This window comes from Amycolatopsis sp. NPDC051102 (assembly GCF_040682815.1).
Taxonomy (GTDB): Bacteria; Actinomycetota; Actinomycetes; order Mycobacteriales; family Pseudonocardiaceae; genus Amycolatopsis.
Map to the genome: position 1 here is coordinate 1 of NZ_JBFBBT010000041.1, position 23,479 is coordinate 23,479.

Here is a 23,479-nt window from a genome sequence, read left to right on the forward strand (position 1 = left end):
CCGGGGGCGGCGAACTTGTGGGTTCAGGGGGGCGCCGCGGCCGGCGCCCCCCACCACCACCCCGTGTTCGCCCCCGGCGGCTCCCCCGCGTGGGGGCCCCCCCCCCTCGGCCGGCGCCCCACCCCTCCCCCGTGCCACCCGGCCCCCTCGCCCGGGTGGCACGGGCCGTTCAGAACCCGGTGCAGCCGGCGACGGCACCGGGCCCGGCGGCGGTCGCGGTCTTGGCCTCCTTGCCGTCGACGGTCACCTTGCAGCTGACCGAACCGCCGTCCGGCCCGGCGGTCGCGGTGAACTGGGCGCCGGCGAGGAAGCCGGTGGCTTCGACCGTCTTGGTCCACGGCACGGGAGCCGAGGCTTCGGTGTTGATGAGGATGGTGTTCCGGTCGAAGGTGCTGTATTCGATGTCGACGGCCTTCGCGTTCCCGCTCACCTCGTAGGTGATGGTGTGGTGCTGGGTGGCCTGCTCGTTGACGTCGTTGATCACCTTGCCGATCACCACGAGCCACAGGATGCTCACGACCAGGGCGAGCAGCGACAGGATGACGCCGGCGATGGAGAGGCCTTTGTTGGTCGCCTTCCCGGCCCGCACCCTGGCGATGCCGACCGCCGAGAGGATCAGGCCGAGGAGCGCCAGTGGCCAGGCGACCACCCCGGCGACCGGGATCGGCGCGATCACCAGCCCGATCAGGCCGAGGACGAACCCGGCGGTGCCCAGGCCGTTGCGCGGCGGGGCGGCCTGCGGCGCGGGGTACTGCTGGATCGAGGTGTGGTCGGTCATCGGGGTTTGTCCTTTCACCTGAGCTTGACGGCGAGAAGGAAACCAGCGCGCCGGGGCGTCCCGCGTCATCCGCGAGCCTCGACCCCGTACGACTTTCGTCGGAACCGGCCGCGGCCGGACGAGCGGAACGGCCGATGGTCCGGCGGATGCCGCCTCGTAGGCTTCCCTCATGTGACGGTCCGTGCTTCGCGTGCTCTACACCGTGCTGGCCGTCGCGGCGGGCGTGCTGAGCAGCACGGTCAACGTCGCGCTGGACAGTTCCGTGCCGGGCAGCGACGCCACGAACACCACGGTGCTGGGGATGCTCGGCTGGCTCGCCGGCATGGGCGCGGCGGTGATGCTGGTGTGGCGGCACCGCTGGCCGCTGCTCGTCACCGGCCTCGCGCTGGTTCCGCCGTTGCTGCTCACCGCCGACTCGATGGCCGCGCTGATCGCCCTGGCCGCGCTCACCGCGCGATTCGTCGGCTGGTGGCGGTGGGGCGCGGCGACGCTGGTGTTCGCGGCGACCGGGCTCGCGGTCTGGCGCGACGCGGGCCGGCACCCGGACCTCTCGATCGCCGGAGCCTGGCTGTCGACCGAGACCACGGCGGCCGAGCTCGCCGGGGTGGTGCTGACCGCGCTGCTGTTCACGGCGGTCCCGCTCACCACCGGGATCGTCCGGCACAGCCTCGCCGAGACGCGCCGCCGCGTCGCCGAGCAGGAGGCGCTGCGCGACCAGATGGCGCGCCGGGAGGAGCAGGCGCGGATCGCCCGCGAGATGCACGACGTCCTCGGCCACCGGCTGTCCCTGCTTTCGCTGCAGGCGGGGGCCCTGGAGGTCACCGCCGCCACGACCCCGGGCGCGGCGGAGGCGGCCAAGACGGCGCGGACGACGGCCCGCCAGTCGCTCGACGACCTGCGTCAGGTGATCGGCGTGCTGCGCACCACCGGCTTCGCCGACCGCGCCCCGGGCGGCCCGGCCGAGCCGCCCCAGCCGACGCTGGCGGACATCCCCGACCTGGTCACCGGCGCCCGGCAGGCCGGCCTGGCGGCGAACGTGACGATCCTGCTCGACCAGGCGTCGACGGCCCCGGCCCCGCTCGGCACGGCGGCGTACCGCATCCTCCAGGAGGCCCTGACGAACGTGCTGCGGCACGCCCCGGGCGCACCGGCGGAGGTGCTGGTCCGCGGCGCCCCGGGCGCGGGCCTGTCCCTGGAGGTGCTGAACCCGCTGCCACCGCACCCGGTGCCGTCACCGGGCTCGGGCACCGGCCTGACCGGCGTCAACGAGCGCATTTCCCTGCTCGGCGGCACCCTGACGGCCGGCCCGGCCGACGAGCGGACGTTCGCGCTGCGGGCCTGGCTGCCGTGGGTGGCACCGGCCCCCTAGCATGGGCGGGTGAGCGTGCGCGTACTGCTCGTCGACGACGACCCGCTGGTCCGCACGGGCCTGTCCATGATCCTGGGCAGCACTCCGGACCTGCAGGTGGTGGCGGAAGCCGGCGACGGCGACGAAGCGGTCGAGCAGGTCGCCCGCCACGCCCCGGACGTGGTGATCATGGACATCCGCATGCGCCGCATGAACGGCCTGGTGGCCACGGCGGCGGTCCTGGCCCAGCCACGGCCGCCGAAGGTGCTGATCCTGACGACGTTCGACCTGGACGAGTACGTGTTCGAGGCCCTGGCGGCCGGGGCGAGCGGGTTCCTGCTGAAGGAGGGATCCCCGCAGGAGATCATCGAAGGCGTCCGGGTGGTGGCGAACGGCAACGCGATGCTGTCGCCCCGGATGACGAAGCAGCTGATCGGCGAATTCGTGGCGGCGCGGGCCAATCCGCGGCGGACGCAGGCTCAGGCGAAGCTCGGGTTGTTGAGTGAGCGGGAGCGGGAGATCGTCACCGCCGTGGCTCAGGGAAAGCCGAACGCGTCGATTGCGGCCGAGCTCTTCCTGAGCGAGGCCACGGTGAAGACGCACATCACGCGGGCTTTTGCGAAGCTGGATGTTTCGAACCGGGTGCAGTTGACGATCTTCGCTTACGAATCGGCGCTTGTGACGCCGTAGCTACTTCGATCCCGCCGGCGCCGTAGCCACCGCGGACTCGCCGAACTTGATTCCCTTCGCCTCCTTCCCCACCGCCGTCAGCACCGCCACCGCGATCAGTCCCGGCACCACCGTCCACACCAGAGCGGACGTGTACCCGTGCGACTCCGCGATCGCTTGCTGGATCGGCAGGTTCAACGCCGCCAGCAGATTTCCCAGCTGGTACGTCACCCCGGGGTAGAAGCCGCGGATCGCGTCCGGGGACATCTCCGTCAGGTGCGCCGGGATCACGCCCCATGCTCCCTGGACCATGATCTGCATCAGGAACGATCCCAGCGCCAGCATCCCCGCGCCGTGGTCGAAGGCGAAGATCGGGATCACCGGCAGGCCCAGCACCGCCGCCGTCACGATCGTCCGGCGGCGGCCCAGGCGCTCCGACAGCGTTCCGAACGTCAGCCCGCCGATGATCGCTCCGATGTTGTACAGCACCGCTATCCACGTGCTGGTCGAAGCACTCAACCCCGCGCCGCCGTTCTCGTGGGCCTTCAGGAAACTCGGGTACACGTCCTGGGTTCCGTGGCTCATCCAGTTGAACGCCGTCATCAGCAGGATGAGGTAGCCGAAGCGGCGGATCACCTTCGGGTTCAGCAGGACGTCCTTGACCGACGTGCGTGTCACCCGCAGCTTCTCGCGCGCCGCCTCCCACACCTCCGACTCGCGGACGCGGGCCCTGATCAGCAGGGTGATCAACGCCGGGAAGATGCTCAGCACGAAGATCCACCGCCACTGCAGGTCCAGTGCCGAGTGGAACAGCAGGTACGCCAGCGCCGCCAGCAGGTAGCCGATCGAATAGCCCACCTGCAACAACCCCGAGAAGAACCCGCGGCGCTCCACCGGGATCTTCTCCATCGCCAGCGCCGCGCCGAGGCCCCACTCGCCGCCCATGCCGATGCCGTAGACGAACCGCAGCAGGAGCAGCACCGTGTAGTTCGGGGCGAACGCGCACAGCAGGCCGGCCGCCGAGTACAGGAGGACGTCGGCCATCAGCGGGATGCGACGGCCCACCCGGTCGGCCCACAGGCCGAACAGGAGCGCCCCCACCGGGCGCATCACCAGGGTCGCCGTCGTGATGAACGCCAGCTGCGTGGCCGTCGCCCCGAACGACTTGTCCTTCGCGATGTCCGCCAGGACAAAGACGACGAGGAAGTAGTCGAACGAGTCCATGCTCCAGCCGAGCAGCGCCGCGAGGAACGCGTTGCGCTGGTCCGGTGTAAGCGCTTTCTTCCCCGTGGCCGGGTTCGGCTGCCGATCCGTCACGTTCGCCCCGTTCCGTCGGTTTCCCACCGGAATACCTCTGGCACGGTTTAGCACCCACCACCCCGGGCAGGCAAGCGGATCAGAGCGCGACGCGGGTGCGAACCCGGCGGCCGACGTCGCGGGCCCAGGCCTTGATCCGGTCCCAGTCGCGGAAGTCGCCGGCCCGCCTGCCGGACGCCAGCAGCCGCGGGATCAGGCCGCGCACGGTCGCCGGGTCGAGCTTGCCGCCGAAGGTGGCGGTGCGCTCCGCGTCGATGCGCGCGGCCAGCAGCGCCACGTTCGCCGGCAGGCTGACCTCGTGCGTGGCCGCGCCGGGGCCGCACGGTCCGCTGTGGAACAGCCACACCGGGCGCTCGGCGAGAGCCCGGGCGTTGCGCTCCAGCAACCGGACGGCCTCCGGCCGCCACCGGTGGTAGTACAGGGCGCTGCCGACGACGACCGCGGCGTAGTCCTCCACCCCGGCCACGTCGGCGGCGTCGCGCACGTCGACGGACAGGCCCGTCGCGCCGAGTTCGGCGGCGATCACCTCGGCGATCTGCCGGGTTCCGCCGTGACGCCCGGCGTAGGCGACGAGGACTGCGGTCATGCGTCCATTGTCGGCCTTCACGAGCCGGTTTGCCCCGTGGGTTTCACACGATCCGCCGAACGGGCGCTCCCACGCTACTCTCCGTTCCTCATCCCCGGCGGCAGGAACGCCGGACGCTCCGCCGGATCGGGTTCGTCGTAGTAGCGGTGGAACACCGCCGTCTGCCCGCCGGACATCGGGGGCACGATCCAGCTCCAGTCGGCCGGGCACCGGCGGCCGGCCCGCTCCTCCCGTTCCAGGTGGGACAGGAACCGGTGCGACTCCGTGTGGTGGTCGGCCAGCGTGACGCCGGCCGCGTCGAACGAGTGCTGCACCGCCAGCGTCAGCTCGACGAGCGCCCGGTCGCGCCACAGCGTGCGCTCGGACGTGGTTTCCAGCCCCATCAGCTCGGCGACGACCGGCAGCAGGTCGTAGCGCTGCTCGTCGGCCAGGTTCCGGGCGCCGATCTCGGTGCCGAGGTACCAGCCGTTGAACGGCGCGGCGGGGTAGGTGACGCCACCGATCTCCAGTGGCATGTTGCTGATCACCGGCACGGCGTGCCAGCGCAGCCCGAGCCCGGCGAACCAGCGGTGGTCGGGGTGGGTGAGCGGGACTTCCAGCACGGCGTCCGGCGGCAGCGTGAACAGCCGCGGCTCGCCCGGCTCGGCCTCGACGAGCAGGGGCAGGACGTCGAAGGAGCCTCTTCGCTCCGGTGGCCGCCAGCCGAGTCTTCGCACCTGCTCGGTGAACGCGGCGTACCGCGGGTCGCCGAGGACCGATCCGTCGTCGAGGCGGTATCCCGCGTAGCGGATGAGCTGTTCGTTGTGGATTCGCGGCCCCGGCGCGTCCGGGGTGTCCGGCGCGAAGACGGTCACCGTCGGGCGGATCCGGCCGCCCCGGGTGGCCTGGCGCAGGTGCGCGACGCACTCGCCGGCGATCGCGGCGGGATCGGTGACCCGGCGCCGGTCCCGGATCCGGAGGCTGCGCCAGTACAGCCGGCCGATGCAGCGCGCCGAGTTGCGCCACGCGACGCGCGCGCCGAACGCCAGCTCGGCCGCGGTGTGCCGGTAGGTGCCGGTTTCCCTGATTTCCGCGCGGACCTGGGCCAGCCGCGTTTCGAACCGGTCACCCGCTTCCGCGGCGCCTTCGGCGAACATCCGGTCCAGGAATTCCTCCGCCGCCGCGGAATCGACGCTCTGCTCCTCCGAGACGCGCTGAGGGCAAAGCGGCAGCGGGGGCGTCACCCGCTCGGGCGTAACCGTCATCGTGCCGCCCCACTCTCCGAAATCGCGATCCGCTTCCCGCCGAAAAGGTCCACCGTTCCTCCGAAGGTCGCCGTCGACACTGCCGGCCGGAAGTCCCTACTGCCCTGGGGACTTCCGGCCAGGCGGGGGAGGATACCCCACGTTTCGCGACGCGGACTCCGCCGGTCGTGACCGCCGCCCGAGCCCTCCCGGAATTCCCGGTCAGCCGGGGAAAGACTGAAAAAATAACTGCTACCAAGCGTTATCCGGACATGGCGGTGCGCAATTTCCGTCAATCGATCACGGCGGGCGGCAAAACCCGCGTGATTCTTCCTCGCGCCGTCGCTTGCGTCTTTTCGTGGGCATTCGGCGAACGGCCTTCACCGGTGGCGGCCGGCCGTGTAGGGGCGGCGCGCGTTAGAGTCGCGGTGATCGGCAGAGGAGGGAAGTTTTCGTGAGCGCCAGGCGCACCATCCCCGTGGTCCTCGTCGCCGGGTTCCTCGGCGCGGGCAAGACGACGCTGCTCAACCACCTGCTCGCCAACCGGGAAGGGGCCCGGGTCGGCGTCGTGGTCAACGACTTCGGCCAGGTGAACGTCGACGCGCTCGCCGTCGCGGGCCAGGTCGACACGATGGTCTCGCTCGGCAACGGCTGCCTCTGTTGCGCGGTCGACGCGAGCGGGCTGGACGCGATGCTCGCGAAGCTGTCGAGCGCCGAGGCCGGGATCGACGTCATCGTCGTCGAAGCCAGCGGCATCGCCGAGCCGCGCGACCTCATCCGGCTGATGATCGCCAGCGAAAACCCGGACATCCGCTACGGCGGGCTGGCCGAGGTCGTCGACGCCGCCGAGTTCGAAGCGGCCCGCGAGCGCCACCCCGAGCTGGCCGACCACCTGCGGCTGGCCGACCTCGTCGTGCTGAACAAGGCCGACCGGGTGACGCCCGAGGCGCTCGCGAAGCTCACCGCGACCGTCGAAGAGCTGGCGCCGGGCCGTCCGCTGCTGGTCACCGCGCACGGCCGGGTCGACCCGCGGCTGTTCTTCGACCCCGAACCCCGCGGCGAGCGGATCGGCCAGCTGTCGTTCGACGACCTCCGCGAAGAGCACGACCACTCGCAGCACCTGCACGCCGAGTACCAGACGGTCACGTTCACCGCCGATCGCCCGCTCGCCCCGCGCGCCTTCGTCGGCTTCCTCGAGCGGCGGCCGGCCGGGCTCTACCGGATGAAGGGCCAGGCCGACTTCGGCCCCACCGGCCCCGAGGCGCGCTTCCACCTGCACACCGTGGGCGGGTTCGTGCAGCTCGAGCGGTCGGCCTGGCCGCCGGGCGCGCCCCGCCGGACCGAGCTGGTGCTGATCGGCGCCGGCCTCGACACCGACGCCGTCCTGGCCGACCTGGAAGGCTGCCTGGCCGAGGACCCGGACACCGTCGACGAGCGCGGCCTGCTGCACGTCCTCCGCTACCTGCCCGACGAGGCCTGACCCGCCACGCCGAAGAGCGGCAAATGCGCGTCCGTCCCGCCCACCGCGACGGACACTGTCGGCCATGACGACCACCGCGGTGAGCGCACCACGCTGGTACCGGGTCGGCGTGCTGCCCGAAGACGTCCCCCTGGCCCACCTGATGACCCGCTCCGGCGACCTCCGCTACCGGCGCTCGGCCTGCGGCGAGCGGGAATCCCGCAGCTGGCAGCCCCTGGACCTGACCACGTCGGAGCTCAAGCCGTGCCCGGCGTGCGTCGCGACGCTCTCGGGAGTCAGCGAGGACCGCGGTCAGCTGGCCCTCGACCTGCCGGTCTAGAACAAGGTCCGCGCGAGCCGCTTCGCGGTGTGGAACGGCTGCGCGCTCTGGGCGACGACCGACGTGACCGCGGCGCCTTCGAGCAGGAGCATCAGCTCGTCGGCGAGGACGCCGGCGCGCTGCGGTTCGCCGCGCCGCAGCTGCGCCAGCAGGTAGCCGTGCAACGCGGTCTTGTGGTGGCGGACCACCTCGCGGACGGGGTCGGCGGGGTCGGGGAACTCCGAGGTCGCGTTGAGGAACGCGCAACCGCGGTAGCCGTCGGCCGAAAGCCAGGCTTCGTAGGCGTCGAACACCGCCAGCACCCGCTCCCGCGGACCGGCGTGCGCGGCGGTGATCCGGTCGATTTCCGCCTGCCACCGCCGGTCCCGCTCCCGCAGGTACGCGACGACGAGGCCGCTCTTGGACCCGAAGTTGCCGTAGAGGGCCGCCTTGGTCACCCCGGCCTCGGCCGCCACCGTGTCGACGCCCACGGCGTGGATGCCGTCGCGGTAGAACAGCGCCGACGCGGCCTTGAGCACCTTCGCACCCGCGTCCCCGGGACGAGTCCGGCCCACAGCACTCCTTCCGAACAGGTCGGTATGGCTTTCACCTGCGGCAACCCTAGCAGAACTTGACATCAGACAGACCTGTCTGTTCGCTGGCGTGAGTGGTGACGCAGACGAAGACGGACAACTGGTGGGCCACGGCCGCGGCCGGTGCGGTCGTGATCGCTCTCTGCTACGGGTTCGCGCGCTACGCGTACGGGCCGTTCGTGCCGCGGTTCAGCGAGACGTTCGGGCTCACGCCCGTCGGCGTCGGCGTGCTCGGCGGGCTGTCCACCGCGGGGTACGGCCTCGGGCTCCTGCTCGCGCCGAGGACGTCCGCGTGGTCGGCGCGCGGCACGGTGCTGCTGGCGGCGGCCTCGGCGACAGTGGGGCTCGGGCTGATGGCGCTCGCTCCGCACGTCACGGTGTTCGGCGCCGGGATCGTCGTCGCCGGGGCCGGCGCGGGCCTCGTCTCGCCCGGAGTGGCCCAGCTGATCGGCGAGACGGTCGGGGCGCGCACCCGCGCCCGGGCGCAGACCTGGGCCAACACCGGCACCGGCCTCGGGCTGGCCGCCTCGGCGTTCACTCCCCTGCTCGCGCTCGGCTGGCCGGTGATCTGGTCGGCGTTCGCCGCCCTCGGTGTGGTGGTGACGCTGATCGCCTGGCGGACGTTGCCGCGTTCGCCCGGCCCCGCCGTCGAGCCGACGGCCCCCGGTTCCCTCCGCGCGGCGGCGCCGCTCGTGGTGAACTCCGTCCTCATCGGTGTGACGAGCGCGCCGTACTGGACGTTCTCCACCTCCCGGCTCGCCGAAGCCGGCCTGAGCCCGGTGGCCGCGACCTGGTGCTGGGCCACGATCGGCGTGGCCGGGCTGCTCGGCGGCCTGGCCGGGCGGGCGGCCGGGCACGCGGGCCTGCGGACGGTCAACCTCGTGACGTGGACGCTGGCGGCGGCCGGCCTCGGCCTCCTCGCCCTGCCCGATCCGGGCGTGGCCGGGGCGCTGCTGTCCAGCGCGCTGTTCGGCAGCACCTACATGGCGCTGACCGGGCTGTGCATCCTCTGGGCCGCGCGCCTGGTCCCCGCGCGGCCGGCGCGGGGCATCACGTGGTCGTTCGCCGGGCTCGGCGCCGGCCAGACCGTGGCGTCACCGCTGGCGGGCGCGCTGGCCGGCAGCCTCGGTTCCGCGGCGGTGTTCGGGCTGACCGCCCTGCTCGCGCTCACCGCGTGGAGCCAGCTCCACCACCGCCTCGGGCCACCCTGATCACGCCTTCTTCGCGCGGCTCGGCGCGACCCGCGGCGGCTCGTTGGGCATCTTCGGGTAAACCGGCGGCCACGGCGCGTCCATCAGCCCGTTCGCCAGGTCGCGTTCGGACATCTCCAGCAGCGGCTCGATCGACTGCGGCCGCTCCCCCGCCCCGGCCCACGGATCGCCGCGCTCGGCGACCCGCGCCGGCACCGTGCTGAGCGTCAGCTCGGCCGGCTCGACGGTGTCCAGCTCGTCCCAGCCGATCGGCGTGGACACCTGGCCGCCGACGCGCGGGCGCACGCACCAGGCCCCGAACACGGTCTTGTGCGGGGCGTTCTGGTTGAAGTCGACGAACACGCGCGAGCCGCGTTCTTCCTTCCACCACTGCGCGGTGATCTTCTCCGGGTGCCGGCGTTCGAGGGCGCGGGCCAGCGCGACCGCGGCGGCCCGCACCTGGAACGCGTCCCAGCGCGGCTCGAGCAGCACGTACAGGTGCAGCCCGCGCGAACCCGACGTCTTCAGCTGCCCTTCGATGCCGTGCTCGGCCAGGAACTCCCTGGTCAGCACGGCAGCCTCGCGCAGCTCGTCGAAGCCGATCCCCGGCGACGGGTCGAGGTCGACGCGCAGTTCGTCGGTGACCTCGGGGGTGTCGGCGCGGTACGGCCAGACGTGGAAACCGAGGCAGCCGAGGTTCACTGCCCAGAGGATGTGGGCCAGGTCCTTCGCCACCAGCGCGTCGCTCGTCGTGCCGTTCGGCGTCGAGACGACCGTGGTGGTCAGCCACGGCGGCGTGCCCTTCGGGACGCGCTTTTGGAACCAGTTCTTGCCGCCCGCGCCGTCCGGGTAGCGCTCCAGCAGCAGCGGACGGCCGCCGAGCCGGGCCAGCAGCGGCCCGCTCACCGCGCGGTAGTACTCGACGAGGTCGAGCTTCGTCTCCCCGCGTTCCGGGAAGTAGACCTTGTCCGGGCTGCTGATCTTGACCTCGACGCCGTCGACGTCGAGCAGCACCGCGCCGCTCACCTGGCCTCCCCGAACAGCTTCGCGAGCTCGGCGGGCGGTGCCTCGTCGAGCTGGGCGTACGTGCACGACTCCGGCGTGCGGTCGGGCCGGAACCGGACCAGCCGCCCGCCGTGCCGGAACCGGCCGCCCTGCAGGTGCTCGTAGCGGACCTCCGCCACCCACTCCGGGCGCAGCGGCTCCCACGAAAGGTCCTTCTGCGGCGCCCACCGGCTGTTCGCACCCGGCTGGCGACCGGGCTGCGGTTCGTACTCGGCCCAGTTGCGCCACGGATGGCCTTCGAGCGCGTTCTCGCGCAGCGGCGCCAGTTCCTCGACCAGCTCGGCCCGCCGGGCCTTGGTGAAACTGCTGGCCACCCCGACGTGGTGCAGGACGCCCTGGTCGTCGAACAGCCCGAGCAGCAGCGAGCCGACGCCGGCGCCGTCCTTGTGCCAGCGGAAGCCGGTGACGACGCAGTCGGCCGTGCGCTCGTGCTTGACCTTCAGCATGACCCGCTTGTCCTGCTCGTAGGGCAGGTCGCCGGGCTTGGCCATGACGCCGTCGAAGCCCGCGCCTTCGAACCGGGTGAACCAGTCCTCGGCCTGCGCCGGGTCGTCGCTCAGCGGGGTCAGGTGGACGCGCTGCAGCCCTTCGGCGTTCGTGGACAGCACGCTCTCGAGCTGCTTGCGCCGCTCGCGGAACGGCTCCTCGGTGAGGTCGGTGTCGCCCAGGGCGAGCAGGTCGAAGGCGATGAAGCTGGCCGGCGTCTCCTCGGCGAGCTTGCGCACGCGCGAGGCCGCCGGGTGCAGCCGCAGCTGCAGCACCTCGAAGTCGAGCCCGGCCGGCGTGACCAGCACGATCTCGCCGTCGACGACGCAGCGGGGCGGCAGCGCGGCGGCCAGCAGCTCCACCAGCTCCGGGAAGTAGCGGGTCAGCGGGCGGTCGTTGCGGGAACCGAGCTCGATCTCGTCGCCGTCACGGAACACGACGCAGCGGAAGCCGTCCCACTTCGGCTCGTACAGCAGCCCCGGTGCACGAGGTACCTCGTGCACCGCTTTCGCGAGCATCGGCCGCACCGGCGGCATGACGGGCAAGTCCACGGCGCGAGCTTAAATCACGGGTACGACATTCTTTGGCGTGATACACACTCCCTCGTGACCACCGAACGCCCCGCACCGCCGCTGACCGGGGGCGAGCGCGAAATGCTGCGCACGTTCCTCGACTTCCACCGCGCCACCCTCGCCATGAAGTGCGACGGACTGTCCGACGAGGACCTCCGCCGCGCGTCGAGCCCGCCGTCGACGCTGTCGCTGCTCGGCCTGGTCCGGCACATGGCCGAGGTCGAGCGCACGTGGTTCCGGCGGGTGATCAACGCCGAGGACGTCCCGCTGCGGTGGTCACCCGAAGGAGATTTCCAGGCCGCCTACGACGCGAGTTCCTCCACACGCGCGGAAGCCTTCGAGGCGTGGCAGGCCGAGGTCGAGCAATCGCGCAAGATCGAAGAAGCGGCCGAGTCGCTGGACGTCACGGGGTATCAGCCACGCTGGGGCGAGGACGTCTCGCTGCGGCTGGTAATGCTGCACATGATCCACGAGTACGCCCGGCACAACGGCCACGCCGACTTCCTGCGGGAGGCGATCGACGGCGTCACGGGAGCCTGAGGGACCTGCGCGGCCCAGGAGCCCGCTAGAGCTCCGCCAGCACCAGCCCGCTGCGCGGCTTCGGCGTGAAGTAGGTGGCCTTCCGCGGCATCCGGCGGCCGGCCGCGTGCACGGCCAGGACGTCGCCGTAGCTCACCGGCGCCAGCAGGACCACCGCGTCCGCGTCCGGGGGCAGCGGGCGGCCCGCCGGGAGCGGGCGCACGCACGGGCCGTCGGGGTCGATGCCGAGCGCGCCGGCGAACAGGACCTGTTCGACGATCTCGTGGTCGATCACCGGCCCGGGGCCGTCCGGGACCGGCAGCGACACCCGCAGCACGGCCGAGCCGGCGCGCACCACGGCTTCGCCGGTGACCGGCACGGCGTGTTCGTCGTAGCGGACGTCCAGGCCGGCCGCGCACCAGCGTGACACGAGGTCTTCCGGGCCGAGGCCGGTGCCGGTGAGGACGCGGTGGATCGCCCCGATCTTCAGCGCCGGCCCGGCCGTGACCAGGGCCAGCAGCGCGCCGTTCCGGGCGGCCGCGGCGGCGGCCACGCGGTGGTTGCCGTCGGCGACCAGCAGGTCCGCGTCCGCGACCGCGGCCAGCAGCCGGCTCTGCAGCGGGCCGGCGGGCACCAGCCACAGGTCGTGGCGCCGGCCCGCCGCGTCCGAAGTGGACAGATCGGGCAGGCCGAGCCCGGCGCACGCCTGCTCGACCTGCTCGGTCAGCTCGCGGCCGCCGGTCGCCGGGACGAGCAGTGCCGTGCTGGTCGCGCAGCCCAGCCCGGCGAGCACGGCGGCGCGTTCGGCGACGACGTCGGGGTAGACGTCCTCGGTGTGGCGGACGCGCGCGGCGCCGTCGTCGGTCACCGCCGCCGGGTCGACCAGGCAGAGCAGGCCGAGCGCCACCCCGTCCGGCCCTTCGATCCGGTAGGGCGCGACGACGTCGCGGACCGGCCGGTAGTACCGCTTGCGGAGCCGTTCGAGCACGGCGCGGGCGACCGGGACGGCGGCGGTCAGGCCGAGCCCGCGGGCCAGCGCGGCGGGGGTGCAGGCGGGGTGCTGCACGGCCAGCAGGCTGTCGGCGGCACCGGGCGCGGCCAGCGCGGCGATCACGCGGTCGGGCTCGGCGAACTCGTCGACGTCGGGGCCGGGGACCGCGTCGCGGACCACCCACCCCCGCCCGATCGGCCGGATCCAGTCGCTCATCCTGTCCATCTTGCGCCACGGGGCCGCGGAATTCGCTGGGGCCGGCGCAGCCGGGATGGAATGCTTAGGACTGCAAAGCAGTTGACTCCGGTCATGACCGTCCCGAGGAGCACCCCGCCGATGACGACATCCGCCGCCGCGAAGGGGGTCGGTTTCCGGTCGGACCGCGGCCCGGTCCTGATCGCGGTCATGCTCAGCACCGCGCTGGTCGCGCTGGACAGCACGATCATCGCGACCGCGGTGCCGTCGGTGGTGCGTGACCTGGGCGGGTTCGCGCAGTTCCCGTGGCTGTTCTCGATCTACCTGCTCACCCAGGCCGTGACGGTGCCGCTCTACGGCAAGTTCGCCGACGTCCTCGGCCGCCGCCCGGTGATGTTCTTCGGCATCGCGGCGTTCCTGGTGGGCTCGGTGCTGTGCGGGGCGGCGTGGAGCATGCCGGTGCTGATCGCGGCCCGCGCGGTCCAGGGCATCGGGGCGGGCGCGATCCAGCCGATGTCGATGACGGTGATCGGCGACCTCTACACGGTGGAGGAGCGCGCGCGGGTGCAGGGCTACGTGGCCAGCGTCTGGGGCGCGGCCTCGGTGGTCGGCCCGACGCTCGGCGGTCTGTTCGCCGAGTACCTGGACTGGCGCTGGATCTTCTTCATCAACCTGCCGCTGGGCGCGATCGCGGCACTGATGCTGCACCGCAACTTCCGCGAGCGCGTCGAGCGCAAGCCGCACAAGGTCGACTACCTGGGCGCGGCCCTGCTGACGATCGGCTGCTCACTGGTGATCCTCGGCCTCCTCGAAGGCGGCGTGGCGTGGGCGTGGGGTTCCCTGCCGAGCGTGGCGATATTCGTCACGGGCGCGGTCATGCTGGTGACGTTCATCCTGGTGGAGAAGCGCGCGGCCGAGCCGGTGCTGCCGCTGTGGGTGTTCACCCGCCGAGTCCTGGTGGGCGGCAACCTGGTGGCGCTGGTGGTGGGCGCGGTCCTGATGGGCCTGACGTCGTACCTGCCGACGTACGCCCAGGGGGTGCTGGGCGCGGGAGCGCTGGTGGCGGGCTTCGCGGTGGCGGCGTTGACGGTGGGCTGGCCGATTTCGGCATCCCTGGCGGGCAAGATCTATTTGCGCATCGGCTTCCGCGACACGGCATTGATCGGCAGCGTGTTCATCATCCTGGGCGGCGTCCTGGTGGCGCTGCTCGACGCGGGTTCATCGCTGTGGGCGGCGGCGTTCGCGGCGTTCGTTCTCGGGGTGGGGCTGGGTTTGGCGGCGAGCCCGACGCTGGTGGCGATCCAGTCGGTGGTGGGCTGGGACCGGCGCGGCGTGGTGACGGCGACGAACCTGTTCAGCCGGTCGTTGGGCAGCGCGGTCGGAGCGGCGGTGTTCGGGGCGATCGCGAACGCGACGCTGGCTTCGCGGTTCGCTTCCCCGCCGGCGGGGGTGGGGCCGCTGCCGGCGTCGGTGGACGCGACGAGCCTGGTGCTCGGTGGTGGACACCCGGACTCGCCTGCGGCGGTGTACGTGCGCGGGGCGTTGGCGGATGCGACGCACTATGTCTTTCTGGGGTTGTTGGCGGTGGCCGTTCTGTCGGTGGGGGCGTTGTTGCTGATGCCTCGGAAGACCGAGCAGCTGGAGTTCTAGACCATTTTCCCAGCACGAAGGGAATTGATCAAACGGCACGTCCATCCGTGGCACACGCTGCACGTGCAAGCGGATGCGCACCTGCTCGATACGTTGACACGACAGGGAAGTCCGCCCTGTCGGGCGTCCAGGAAATGTCATGAATCTGACCCGGAATGCGGGGGCAACCGCGCAGCCGGACGTGCGTTATCCTGCTCTCGGCGGTGTTGATCCGTCACGTTCCGCAGTTAAGATTCATGCACGCTCACGCGACGTTCCGGCCTCGATGCCGACCCGGCCGGCCGGCACGCGCCCGTCCAGAAGCGGGGGAACGCACGTGGCCGAACAGGTCGGGCAACCTTCGATCGAGACCGACCCACTCAGCCTGACCTGGGTGAAGAGCTCGGCCAGCGGCAGCGGTGGTAGCGACGAGTGCGTGGAAGTAGCCAGATCGGCAACCCAGGTGTATATGCGAGACTCGAAAGAGCCCGAGCCAACGCTGTCGGTCACATCCGAGGCATGGCAGGCATTCCTCGACCGCCACCTGTAATCCGGGACGCACACGTCGGCCTGGTCTAGCCCTACTCCGGGCTCGACCAGGCTTTTTGTTGCCCCGAGGGGCCGCCGGCGAGAGACTGTTGCGGCCAGCTTGCAGGAATCCACCTGACACTCAGGTTGGATACATCCTGACGCCTGACGATCCTGATGCTATCGTTCTGCTATGTGGCACATCGACAGGATGCCACCTCAGCGGCAAAGGAGTGAAGACAATCATGACTAGGGCGCACTCGCCAGTGGTCAGCCAGCGGCGAGTGCTGGCGGAGATAAGGGAGGCGCGAGAAGCCCTGCAGCTCACCCAGAAGGACGTCGCGGAAGCGCTGGACTGGTCGACTTCGAAACTCATCCGCATCGAAAACGGCGCCGTGGGCTTGTCGATCACCGACCTGAAAGCCCTCCTCCTGCACTACGGCATCACCGACCGGGATCGCGTCGAAACCTACGTCGCCATGGCCAAGGCCGGCCGGGAACCCGGCTGGTGGGATCAGTACAAGCGATTCGTCAAACCCGAGTTCGTGAAGTTCCTCGGCCTGGAGACGGCGGCAACCGTCCTCCGCCAATACCAGCTGCACCTCGTGCCGGGGCTGCTGCAAGTACCGGAGTACACCCGCTCTCTGGTCACCAACAACACCGGAGACCCCGACGTACAGGCACGACGGATCAAACTGCGTGCCGACCGGCAAAGGCGGCTCGAAGACACCGAACTCGAGCACTTCTTCATCCTCGATGAGTCAGTGCTGCACCGTCGCATCACCGACGGCGAGAACTGGCTGACCCAGCTACGTCACCTGCGTGAAGTAGCCCAGAAGCCCAACGTGACCCTGCAGGTCCTGCCGTTCAAAGCGGGATGGGTGGAGGGGATGCAGAGTTCCTTCGAGCTCCTTCAGCTCTCCGAGCAGTCCAACGACCTGTTCCTCAACCTGGAGCAACCCGACGGCGACCAGTTCTTCGACGACGTGATCGGTGCCGAAAAGGCCGCTCAGTTCATCCAGATCTTCTACCGCTTGGAGGACGCTGCGCTGACTCCGGACGAAACACCCGCCTTCATCGACAGCATGCTGCGGAAGCTGGAGGACTGAATGAAACGCGCATAAGGAAGCGGCCCCTGGCTGGTACCCAGGGACCGCTTCGGAAGGGCAATACCTCCGACCCACCTTGACGCAAGCGCGGACATACTGCCGAGGCGCCAGCATACGACCCCGCATCCCGGGGACGGAGCCACCGTCTGGGGCCAATGACCCATGATCATCACTCCGGGGACACGAAGTCACTCTGATCGGTGACTCAAAACCACTGAGGCTGAACACGCGGACCACAAGTCCGTAGCCGGCCTTCGAGGTGTCTCTCCCTTGGACAGGGTTGTCCGCGTTGCACCGCCGGCCGAGGCGGTGCCGCACTCGGTCGCGTTCACGCGATCGCAACCCATGTCCAGCCCGCCGCCGACGTGAGCGGCCCGCTCGAGGAGACACCCATGAAGGTCGATGTCCGTGCCGACCACAGACCGTACCCCGCGCTGGCCAGCCGAGCCGGTGCGCTGCGCTACGCCTCTTGCCGAGAGGAGTGGCCACGATGCTCGACGACGACGGAGTAGCCGGCAGGGAGCACTGGGCGACCCGGATCGGTCAGTCCGTTCTCGTGCTCGCCCCGCACATCGTGGCCCTCGCGCGGCTCGAAGACCTCGTCCCCCTCATCGAGAGTGATCACCGGACGATGCGGGTCTACGCCGTTCCGGAGGACGGGGAAGACCGGCCCGATACCGCCGAACGCATCCGCACGAGTGGTGGCGTCCTCCTGTCCATGCCGGAAGCCGGCCGGGGTTCGCACGGGCTGGTGCTCGGCGCGAGTCCTCGCGGTCTCTGGGACGTCCGGGGGCCGGCGCTCATGGTTTCCCACGGTGGTGGGCTCGGGCAGTACCGGCCCCAGCGCACCGAAACCGACGGCGAGCTCGTCACCAGCCTCGATCCCACGCAGCTGATGCGAGACGGCCGGGTCCGGCCCGACCGGATCGCGCTCGTCCACGACCGGGAAATGCAGCTTCTCGGCGAGATCTGCCCGGACGCCGTCCCGCACGCCTTCGTCGCCGGGGACATTGCCTTCGATCGGCTCCTCGCCGCCGCCGAGTTCCGCGACCAGCACCGGCGCGCCCTCGGTGTCACCGACGATCAGGAAATCCTCCTCGTCACGTCAACGTGGTCACCCCGGTCCGGCTTCGGGCACAACCCGGAGATGTTCCGGCAGATCGTCGACGCCGCACCCGGCGCAAAGGTGATCGCTTCCCTGCACCCCCTGATCTGGAGCCAGCACGGTGTCGGCCAGGTGCTCGGCTGGCTCTCGGACGCCATCGAGGCCGGGCTCGACATCCTGGTTCCCTACACCGACTGGCGTGGCGCCGTCGCCGGCGCCGACTACGTGATGGCCGACTACACCTCCATCGGCACCTTTGCGGCCGGCCTCGGCACCCCCGTCCTCCGGCTTCCCCACGGGCCTCAGCCCCTTCTGGAAGGCACGCCCACCGCGGTCCTCGCCCAGCTCACCCCCGGCTGGGACGTCTCCCGCCCCCTCCTCCCCCAGCTCCACGCGGCCGCCGAAGCGCAGTCTCGCGGGCTCGGCGCCCGCATTGCCGGCTTGCTGACCTCGCGTCCCGGCGAAGCCGCGAAGATCCTCCGGGAGGAGATGTACGCCCTGCTCGGCCTCGGCGAACCGGTGCGAAAAGTCCCGTTGTCCCCTGCACCCGTACCCCAGCGGCTGTCCTGGCCCGCCATTCCGCTGCCGCGAAGCCGGCCGGGCGGGTGACCGGCCCCCTGCGTTGGACCTACGCGCTCGCCTCCGGCGCGAAGGGCTGCTTCGTCACCGCCGGGTGCGGACAGCGCCCGGCTCTGGCGGACGTCCTGATCCACCCCGCGACCCCCGTGTTCGCCGACGCCCGGGCCGTGATCGCGGCATCATTCGCCGAGCTGCCCGGGCTCTCCATCGCCGCCGTGGGATGGGTTGTCGGGCACCGCTCCGGTGATCTCGGAGTCGTGCGGGGCGACCTCGCCGGCGTCGCCGGTTACCTCTGGGTTCTCGGTGGGCGGTGCCTCCGCGAGCTCGGTGCCGTATCGCTGCAGCCGAGCGCGGACCCGCTCGACCTGCGGCCCACCGACCTGCTCGTACAACTCCAGTGCCTCGACGAGGTGGCCGCGAGCGGCCCCCGGGTCGTTCTCGCACTCCGCCACGTCGGCGAAACCGACCAGGACGTCCGCCTGGTAGAACGCTGATCCCGACTCCGCCAGCACCGCCCGCGCCCGTTCCAGGCGGCGCTTCGCCGATGCGACGTCGCCGCCGTGGGCGTCCAGGCGGGCCAAGCCCACCAGGACCTTTGCCTCGTCCTTCTCATCTCCCATGTCCGCGAACATCCGGCGCGCGCGTTCGAGGTGCTCGGCCGCTTCGCCGTCGCGGTCCACCGTCGCCAGCAGCTCGCCGATGCGGCGGTGCCGCTGGGCGACGCCGCGGTCGATGCCCAGTTCCGCCTCGATCGCCATGCTGCCGGTGTGGAACGCGATCGCCGCCGGGATGTCGCCGCGGCCCTGCGCCGCCGTTCCGAGCTGGTCCAGCGCCACCGATTCGTTGTGCCGGCTTCCCGCCGAACGCGCCAGCTCCAAAGCTCGGCGGCATTCGCGCTCCGCGGCCTCGAACCGGCCCAGGTCCAGGTACGCGCGGCCGAGCTGGCAGCGCAGCCGCGACTCCGCCTCCGCATCCCGGCAGCGGTGCGCCGCCGCGATGCCGATCTCGTGCGAGCGCAACCAGCTGGGAAAGTGCTTCCGGTGCAGGAACAGCTCCCACAGGGCCTCGCACAGCTGCCACGCCAGCCGGTCGTGCTGCTGTTCGGCGGCTTCCTCCAGCACGGCCAGCACGTTCGGCAGCTGCCCGTCGAGCCAGTCGAGTGCCTCGCGTCCCGAGCCGAACGCGGGCGGCGCGGTGCGGTACTGCTCGCACACCGGGCTGATCCGCCAGCGCAGCGGGATCACGACCATGTTCGCCCGGGTCATCTCGTGCAGCAACCAGGTCGCCACCCGCGGGACCACCTCCGCCCGATCGGGGTCACGCTGCCCGCGGGCGTGCAGGCGGACGAGGTCGTGGAAGCGGAAACGGAGCTCATCGATCTCTTCCAGCAGACTGGCGTCCACGAGGACCTGCAGCCCGTCGGCCGTCGCAGGCTCGGTCAGCCCGGTCGCCGCCACCGCCACCTCGACGCCGAACGACGCGCCCGGGAATTCGCTCAGCAGCCGGTACAACGTCGCGGCCGTCGGCGGCAACTCCCGGTACGACCAGTCGAACATCGCCGCCACCGGGGCGTCGCCTTCCGCCGAAAGCCTGCTCAGCCGGGATCGTTCGTCGCCGAGTTCGGCCACCACCCGGGCGACGGGCCACCGTGGCCGGGACGCCAGCCGGGCCGACGCCACGCGCAGCGCGATCGGCAGGCGTCCGCACAGCACCGCCAGTTCCTCGACCGCAGCCAGCTCGCCGTCGACTCGCGACCGGCCCACCGCCCGTACCACCAGCTCCACGGCCTTCGGCTGGGAAAGCGGGGTCACGTCCAGGAGCCGCGCGCCTTCGGAGACGAGCCCGTCCAGCCGCAGCCGGCTGGTCACGACCACCAGGCAGCCGGCGGACGCGGGGACCAGCGGGCGGACCTGGGCCGCCGAGAACGCGTTGTCCAGCACGACCAGCAGCCGCTTGCCCGCGGTCATCGTCCGGAACAGGGCCGCCTGCTCGGCGAGATCGGGCGGAACGCGCTCGGACGCGACACCCAGCCCACGCAGGAAGGCGCCCAGCGCTTCCTCCGGGAGGGCCGCGGTGCCCGGCGAGAATCCCCGCAGGTCGGCGTAGAGCTGACCGTCGGGGTAGCGGGCCGCGTTCCGGCCACCCCAGGTGACGGCGAGTGCGGTCTTGCCGACGCCGCCCGGCCCGACCAGCACGGCCAGCGCGGGCCGCGCGCCGGTGTCCTCCCCGGCGACGTCGTCCAGGGCCGCGAGTTCGTCGGCCCGGCTCGTGAAGTGCGACGGGGCCGCCGGCAGCTGCCGGGGTACCGGGGACGGCTCCGGGGTGCGCGGGCCGGCGATCCACACGTCGCCGGTGATCGTCCCGGCCTGCAGTACCACTCCGGCCGCGTCGCCGCCTACGGAATTGTGGACTCCGGGTGGTGAGGTGGCCCCGCTCCGAGACGTCATCCGACCACTCCCGCCAGATCCCCGAACTTTCCTGTGTACCCGGCGGCCGCGCGGCAGCGCACGGAAATCGGGCGGAATTACCCCGAAAGTACGCTCGTCCGTCAGAATCGGGTGGCCACGGCCGCGACCAGGAAGGCCTCACCGTGCTCGCCGAACTCCCGCCGTACCGTGCCCTGCTCGTCGTCGACGCCAAAGGGTTCGGCAGCAATCCCGATGCGGTCCAGACCGGCATTGCCGAGGCGATTCCTGATGTGCTCGGGCTCGCCTTCGAACGGGCCGGGCTCGGGGAGGTCTGGGAAACCGCGCTCTTCCCGCACGGCACCGGGGACGGCTACGGGCTCGGCTTCGATCCGCGGTTCCTGCCCGCCGTCGTCAGCCGGTTCTTCGATGAACTGCAGGGCGTGCTCGCCGAGCGGGATGCGCGGCTGCGGGTGGCCGCCCGGTCCGTCCGGTTGCGGTTGCGGGCCAGCCTGAACGTCGGGCCCGTGCTCGAACCGGCTCCCGGCACCACCTCGGCCGCCGCCATCGGGAGTGCCGTGATCACCACCCACCGGCTGCTCGACGCCGCTCCGGTGCGGGCCGTGCTGGAACGCTCCGATCCCGACCAGACCTTCCTCGCGGTGGCGCTCTCGCAGCGTGTCTTCGAAGACGTCCTGGCCAGCGAATACGCGACGCTGCCCGCCACCAAGGTCGTGCCGGCGGACGTGCGGATCAAGGAGTACCGCGGCACCGTCTACCTCTACGTCCCGAACCCCAGCGGTGACCTGCTGCGGTACGGAGCCGGCGACTACGCCGAGGAACTGGCCGCCACCAAGGCGACGATCGAGCCGGTGCCCACGCCCGGCAGCACCACCAACACCATCAACGGGACGGTGCGAGGGACCGCGATCCAGGTCGGCCACGTGTACGGCAATCTCAACGGCGGCTAGTTCTGCAGCGGCACCAGTTCCGCCTGGAACTTCTCCAGGAAGCCCGCGAAATCGCCGTGCGCGGGGCGGATGACGAACTTCGACAGCCCGGCCTCGATGTGCTGCTCCACCAGTCGCCGGGCCTCCGGCCAGCTCGTCGCGACCAGGTCCGTCAGCGGCACGCCGGGACTGCGGCGGGCCGCCACGGCCGCGAGCTCGTCCGGTATGCCGTGGTCGGCGACCGCCAGGCTGAGCCCGAAGTGGTCCTCTTCGATCTCGCGGCCCGCTTCCGCGGCGGCCTCCTGGATGGCGATACGGGCTTCCCGCGCCTGGGCGGGGGTGTGGAAGCTGCCCAGCCAGCCGTCCGCGAGGCGGCCCGTCCGGCGCAGGGCCGCCGGGGCCGACCCGCCGAGCCAGACGTCGAGGCGCTTCGCCGGGCGCGGGCCGAGGCGGACGCCGTCGACGTCGAAGAACTCGCCGTGGAAGGACACTTCGTCCTCCTCCAGCAGGCGTCGCAGCAGCACGAGCGACTCGTCGAACACCGCCGCGCGGCGGCCCGGCGGTACGGGGAACAGGTCGTTCTCCGCGGGGCGGGCCGGGCGGAGCCCGAACACCGGCAGGACCCGCTTGGGCGCGAGGCCGGCCAGGGTGAGCAGCTGCTTGGCCACCAGGACCGGGTGGCGGCCCGGCAGGATCGCCACCCCGGTGCCGACCTTGAGCTTCGACGTCCGCGCCAGCGCGTGCGCCATGCCGATCATCGGGTCGACCTCGGACGAATACACCAGCTCGGACAGCCACAGCGAGTCGACGCCGGCTTCCTCCAGCCGCTGCGCCAGCTCGGCGAATTCGGCCGGCCCGGTGCCGGCCGCGGGGGCGACGCCCAGCCTGATCTTCAGCACGGTTCCTCCCGGAGAGCTCTCCCCGGGAGCAACGCGCCGGGCGGCCGGGAATTCCTCAGGCCGTCGCGGCGATGACGCGGCTCAGCACGCCGTGCAGCGCCTCCAGCTCGGCGACCTCCATGCCGAGCGTCTCGACCACCTTGTACGGGATCTTCTCCGCCTCCGCCCGCAGCGCCCGGCCGGTCTCCGTCAGCTCCACCGTCAGCCGGCGTTCGTCCGAACGGCTGCGGCTGCGCGTCACGTAACCCAGCGCCTCCAGCCGCTTGAGCAGCGGGGACAGCGTGGCCGGCTCGTGGCGCAGCGCCGCGCCGAGTTCCTTCACCGAACGCGGTGACTGCTCCCACAGCGCGAGCATCACCAGGTACTGCGGGTGGGTCAGGCCGTGCGGCTCGAGCAGCGGCCGGTAGATCGCGATCACGCTGCGGGAAGCCACCGACAGCGCGAAGCACACCTGCCGGTCCAGCTTCAGGGGGTCTTCACCCAGGTCGATCATGTCCCGATCCTACTGTGTCGCCGCTAATAGTTAGTGCACTAAGCATTAGGGTACTATCGATGTCATGGAACGACCGAGTGTGCTCCGCTGGTTCGGTTACGCCGTGGGCGTCCGGCTTCCCGCGCGCTTCAACGACTGGGCGTTGTTCGACGCGACGTCGAAGCACTGGCGGGCGCGGTACGTGCTGCAGCGGTCGGTCGGCATCGTGCCGCTGTGCGCCGTGTGGCTGCTGCTGCCCGGTTCGATCTGGCTGCGGCTTTCGCTGGTCCTGATGGCGGCGCTCGTCGCGTACTTCTACTCGTGCGCGTACATGGAGGAGAGCGTCGAGCACCGGCTCGGCCGGCAGGGCTTCCCGCACAACACCGGACGCCGCCTCCGCGCCGAGGCCGCCGAGGCGAAGAACGCCGAGGCGACCGCCCGGTACCTCGCGCGCTACCGGACGCCGTCGGAGGGTTAGCTACAGTCGGGGGAC

At 71.5% G+C, this 23,479-nt stretch carries 23 protein-coding genes; 12 read left to right on the forward strand and 11 right to left on the reverse strand.

What is annotated here, in order from left to right; genetic code table 11:
- Positions 1 to 169: 169 nt before the first annotated feature.
- A complete protein-coding gene (locus AB0M93_RS47715) occupies positions 170 to 778 on the reverse strand; it encodes an MmpS family transport accessory protein (protein ID WP_364287868.1) in 609 nt (202 codons plus the stop codon).
- A gap of 181 nt (positions 779 to 959) precedes the next feature.
- On the opposite strand from AB0M93_RS47715, the gene AB0M93_RS47720 reads away from it, so the two are divergent.
- Together AB0M93_RS47720 and AB0M93_RS47725 are read left to right on the forward strand one after the other, a co-directional pair.
- A complete protein-coding gene (locus AB0M93_RS47720; RefSeq protein WP_364287870.1) occupies positions 960 to 2,147 on the forward strand; it encodes a histidine kinase in 1,188 nt (395 codons plus the stop codon).
- A gap of 9 nt (positions 2,148 to 2,156) precedes the next feature.
- A complete protein-coding gene (locus AB0M93_RS47725) occupies positions 2,157 to 2,816 on the forward strand; it encodes a response regulator transcription factor (RefSeq protein ID WP_364287872.1) in 660 nt (219 codons plus the stop codon).
- Here the strand turns inward: AB0M93_RS47725 and AB0M93_RS47730 are convergent, their stop codons facing one another.
- The 3 genes from AB0M93_RS47730 to AB0M93_RS47740 form a co-directional block, all read right to left on the reverse strand.
- Positions 2,817 to 4,112 (reverse strand): MFS transporter, encoded by a 1,296-nt coding sequence (locus tag AB0M93_RS47730; protein ID WP_364287875.1) that lies wholly within the window; start codon positions 4,110 to 4,112, stop codon positions 2,817 to 2,819.
- Between the two features lie 79 nt (positions 4,113 to 4,191).
- A complete protein-coding gene (locus tag AB0M93_RS47735; protein ID WP_364287878.1) occupies positions 4,192 to 4,698 on the reverse strand; it encodes a flavodoxin domain-containing protein in 507 nt (168 codons plus the stop codon).
- Between the two features lie 74 nt (positions 4,699 to 4,772).
- Complete coding sequence (locus AB0M93_RS47740; RefSeq protein ID WP_364287881.1) at positions 4,773 to 5,942, reverse strand: nitric oxide synthase oxygenase; 1,170 nt, start codon at positions 5,940 to 5,942, stop codon at positions 4,773 to 4,775.
- A 433-nt stretch (positions 5,943 to 6,375) separates the two neighbouring features.
- On the opposite strand from AB0M93_RS47740, the gene AB0M93_RS47745 reads away from it, so the two are divergent.
- Together AB0M93_RS47745 and AB0M93_RS47750 are read left to right on the forward strand one after the other, a co-directional pair.
- The gene (locus AB0M93_RS47745; RefSeq protein WP_364287884.1) at positions 6,376 to 7,401 is read left to right on the forward strand and encodes a GTP-binding protein; all 1,026 of its coding nucleotides are present in this window, start codon (positions 6,376 to 6,378) and stop codon (positions 7,399 to 7,401) included.
- 64 nt (positions 7,402 to 7,465) lie between these two features.
- Positions 7,466 to 7,720, forward strand: a complete 255-nt coding sequence (locus AB0M93_RS47750) for a hypothetical protein (protein WP_364287888.1) — start codon at positions 7,466 to 7,468, stop codon at positions 7,718 to 7,720.
- Here the strand turns inward: AB0M93_RS47750 and AB0M93_RS47755 are convergent.
- Positions 7,717 to 8,274, reverse strand: a complete 558-nt coding sequence (locus AB0M93_RS47755; RefSeq protein WP_364287891.1) for a TetR/AcrR family transcriptional regulator — start codon at positions 8,272 to 8,274, stop codon at positions 7,717 to 7,719. The genes AB0M93_RS47750 and AB0M93_RS47755 overlap by 4 nt on opposite strands.
- Before the next feature lie 92 nt (positions 8,275 to 8,366).
- Between AB0M93_RS47755 and AB0M93_RS47760 the strand changes: the two genes are divergently transcribed.
- Positions 8,367 to 9,503 carry an MFS transporter gene (locus AB0M93_RS47760; RefSeq protein ID WP_364287894.1) on the forward strand — a complete coding sequence of 379 codons (1,137 nt, stop codon included), beginning with the start codon at positions 8,367 to 8,369 and terminating at the stop codon, positions 9,501 to 9,503.
- Here the strand turns inward: AB0M93_RS47760 and ligD are convergent, their stop codons facing one another.
- The gene (gene ligD / locus AB0M93_RS47765; RefSeq protein ID WP_364287897.1) at positions 9,504 to 10,508 is read right to left on the reverse strand and encodes a non-homologous end-joining DNA ligase; all 1,005 of its coding nucleotides are present in this window, start codon (positions 10,506 to 10,508) and stop codon (positions 9,504 to 9,506) included.
- Positions 10,505 to 11,584 (reverse strand): ATP-dependent DNA ligase, encoded by a 1,080-nt coding sequence (locus tag AB0M93_RS47770; protein WP_364287900.1) that lies wholly within the window; start codon positions 11,582 to 11,584, stop codon positions 10,505 to 10,507. The genes ligD and AB0M93_RS47770 overlap by 4 nt, the downstream gene beginning before the upstream one ends.
- 54 nt (positions 11,585 to 11,638) lie before the next feature.
- On the opposite strand from AB0M93_RS47770, the gene AB0M93_RS47775 reads away from it, so the two are divergent.
- Entirely contained in the window at positions 11,639 to 12,145 is a 507-nt protein-coding gene (locus AB0M93_RS47775; RefSeq protein ID WP_364287903.1) for a DinB family protein, read from the forward strand.
- Between the two features lie 25 nt (positions 12,146 to 12,170).
- Here the strand turns inward: AB0M93_RS47775 and AB0M93_RS47780 are convergent, their stop codons facing one another.
- Positions 12,171 to 13,331 (reverse strand): DUF1015 family protein, encoded by a 1,161-nt coding sequence (locus tag AB0M93_RS47780; protein ID WP_364287906.1) that lies wholly within the window; start codon positions 13,329 to 13,331, stop codon positions 12,171 to 12,173.
- Between the two features lie 120 nt (positions 13,332 to 13,451).
- On the opposite strand from AB0M93_RS47780, the gene AB0M93_RS47785 reads away from it, so the two are divergent.
- The 4 genes from AB0M93_RS47785 (at position 13,452) to AB0M93_RS47800 (ending at position 18,290) form a co-directional block, all read left to right on the forward strand.
- Positions 13,452 to 14,960 carry an MDR family MFS transporter gene (locus tag AB0M93_RS47785; RefSeq protein ID WP_364287909.1) on the forward strand — a complete coding sequence of 503 codons (1,509 nt, stop codon included), beginning with the start codon at positions 13,452 to 13,454 and terminating at the stop codon, positions 14,958 to 14,960.
- Between the two features lie 316 nt (positions 14,961 to 15,276).
- On the forward strand, positions 15,277 to 15,489 hold the full coding sequence (locus tag AB0M93_RS47790) for a DUF397 domain-containing protein (protein WP_364287912.1): 213 nt from the start codon (positions 15,277 to 15,279) through the stop codon (positions 15,487 to 15,489).
- 223 nt (positions 15,490 to 15,712) lie between these two features.
- Positions 15,713 to 16,576: a helix-turn-helix transcriptional regulator gene (locus tag AB0M93_RS47795; protein ID WP_103353642.1), complete on the forward strand. Its 864-nt coding sequence runs from the start codon at positions 15,713 to 15,715 to the stop codon at positions 16,574 to 16,576.
- A gap of 490 nt (positions 16,577 to 17,066) precedes the next feature.
- Positions 17,067 to 18,290, forward strand: coding sequence for a hypothetical protein (locus tag AB0M93_RS47800; RefSeq protein WP_364287915.1), 1,224 nt, complete (start codon positions 17,067 to 17,069; stop codon positions 18,288 to 18,290).
- 149 nt (positions 18,291 to 18,439) lie between these two features.
- Here AB0M93_RS47800 and AB0M93_RS47805 read toward each other — a convergent pair whose 3' ends face one another.
- Positions 18,440 to 20,707 carry a tetratricopeptide repeat protein gene (locus AB0M93_RS47805; RefSeq protein WP_364287918.1) on the reverse strand — a complete coding sequence of 756 codons (2,268 nt, stop codon included), beginning with the start codon at positions 20,705 to 20,707 and terminating at the stop codon, positions 18,440 to 18,442.
- Positions 20,708 to 20,850: 143 nt separating this feature from the next.
- Between AB0M93_RS47805 and AB0M93_RS47810 the strand changes: the two genes are divergently transcribed.
- Positions 20,851 to 21,636, forward strand: a complete 786-nt coding sequence (locus AB0M93_RS47810; protein WP_364287921.1) for a hypothetical protein — start codon at positions 20,851 to 20,853, stop codon at positions 21,634 to 21,636.
- Here the strand turns inward: AB0M93_RS47810 and AB0M93_RS47815 are convergent.
- Positions 21,633 to 22,514, reverse strand: a complete 882-nt coding sequence (locus tag AB0M93_RS47815; protein ID WP_364287924.1) for a TIGR03854 family LLM class F420-dependent oxidoreductase — start codon at positions 22,512 to 22,514, stop codon at positions 21,633 to 21,635. The two genes, AB0M93_RS47810 and AB0M93_RS47815, sit on opposite strands and share 4 nt — an antisense overlap.
- Positions 22,515 to 22,569: 55 nt before the next feature.
- Complete coding sequence (locus tag AB0M93_RS47820; protein ID WP_364287927.1) at positions 22,570 to 23,007, reverse strand: MarR family winged helix-turn-helix transcriptional regulator; 438 nt, start codon at positions 23,005 to 23,007, stop codon at positions 22,570 to 22,572.
- 79 nt (positions 23,008 to 23,086) lie between these two features.
- On the opposite strand from AB0M93_RS47820, the gene AB0M93_RS47825 reads away from it, so the two are divergent.
- Positions 23,087 to 23,464 (forward strand): DUF5313 domain-containing protein, encoded by a 378-nt coding sequence (locus tag AB0M93_RS47825; protein ID WP_364287993.1) that lies wholly within the window; start codon positions 23,087 to 23,089, stop codon positions 23,462 to 23,464.
- Positions 23,465 to 23,479 lie beyond the last annotated feature (15 nt).

Coding starts and splice junctions, on each gene's coding strand:
- AB0M93_RS47715 (WP_364287868.1), bottom strand. CDS start 778: ATGACCGACCACACCTCGATCCAGCAGTACCCCGCGCCGCAGGCCGCC.
- AB0M93_RS47735 (WP_364287878.1), bottom strand. CDS start 4,698: ATGACCGCAGTCCTCGTCGCCTACGCCGGGCGTCACGGCGGAACCCGG.
- AB0M93_RS47740 (WP_364287881.1), bottom strand. CDS start 5,942: ATGACGGTTACGCCCGAGCGGGTGACGCCCCCGCTGCCGCTTTGCCCT.
- AB0M93_RS47750 (WP_364287888.1), top strand. CDS start 7,466: ATGACGACCACCGCGGTGAGCGCACCACGCTGGTACCGGGTCGGCGTG.
- AB0M93_RS47780 (WP_364287906.1), bottom strand. CDS start 13,331: ATGAGCGACTGGATCCGGCCGATCGGGCGGGGGTGGGTGGTCCGCGAC.
- AB0M93_RS47785 (WP_364287909.1), top strand. CDS start 13,452: ATGACGACATCCGCCGCCGCGAAGGGGGTCGGTTTCCGGTCGGACCGC.
- AB0M93_RS47795 (WP_103353642.1), top strand. CDS start 15,713: ATGACTAGGGCGCACTCGCCAGTGGTCAGCCAGCGGCGAGTGCTGGCG.
- AB0M93_RS47800 (WP_364287915.1), top strand. CDS start 17,067: ATGCTCGACGACGACGGAGTAGCCGGCAGGGAGCACTGGGCGACCCGG.
- AB0M93_RS47805 (WP_364287918.1), bottom strand. CDS start 20,707: ATGACGTCTCGGAGCGGGGCCACCTCACCACCCGGAGTCCACAATTCC.
- AB0M93_RS47820 (WP_364287927.1), bottom strand. CDS start 23,007: ATGATCGACCTGGGTGAAGACCCCCTGAAGCTGGACCGGCAGGTGTGC.